Source organism: Caballeronia jiangsuensis (assembly GCF_046030135.1).
Taxonomy (GTDB): domain Bacteria; phylum Pseudomonadota; class Gammaproteobacteria; order Burkholderiales; family Burkholderiaceae; genus Caballeronia; species Caballeronia jiangsuensis.
The window spans coordinates 1-337 of sequence record NZ_JAQQDB010000154.1 but is presented as its reverse complement, the minus strand read 5'-3'; the positions used below and the strand labels follow the sequence as shown (position 1 = coordinate 337).

Below are 337 nucleotides of genomic sequence, written 5' to 3'. Positions count from 1 at the left end.
GGTGCCTTCGTCGTGCGCCTTCACGCGCGTGGCGAGGCGCTCCTTGTTGCACGGGCCGTCGCCGTTGACCACGCGCCAGAATTCTTCCCAGTCGATCTCGCCGTAGTCGTGCGCGTTTCTTTGCGCGTTCCACTTCAGATCGGCGTCGGGCAGCGTGACGCCCAGAATCTTCGCCTGCTCGACGGTCGCATCGACGAACTTCTGGCGCAGGTCGTCGTTCGAGATGCGCTTGATGCCCCATGCGAAGGACTGGCCGCTGTGAATCGAATCCTTGTCGCTCGGGCCGAACATCATCAGCACCGGCCACCACCAGCGGTTCACCGCCTGTTGCACGAGG

Annotated in this window: 1 protein-coding gene; it reads right to left on the bottom strand. The window is 63.8% G+C overall.

Features of this window, described 5'->3' with window-relative positions:
* Positions 1 to 337 (bottom strand): Phenylacetic acid catabolic protein (locus PQR08_RS38765; RefSeq protein WP_408164527.1); only part of this gene is annotated, 337 nt, incomplete at both ends.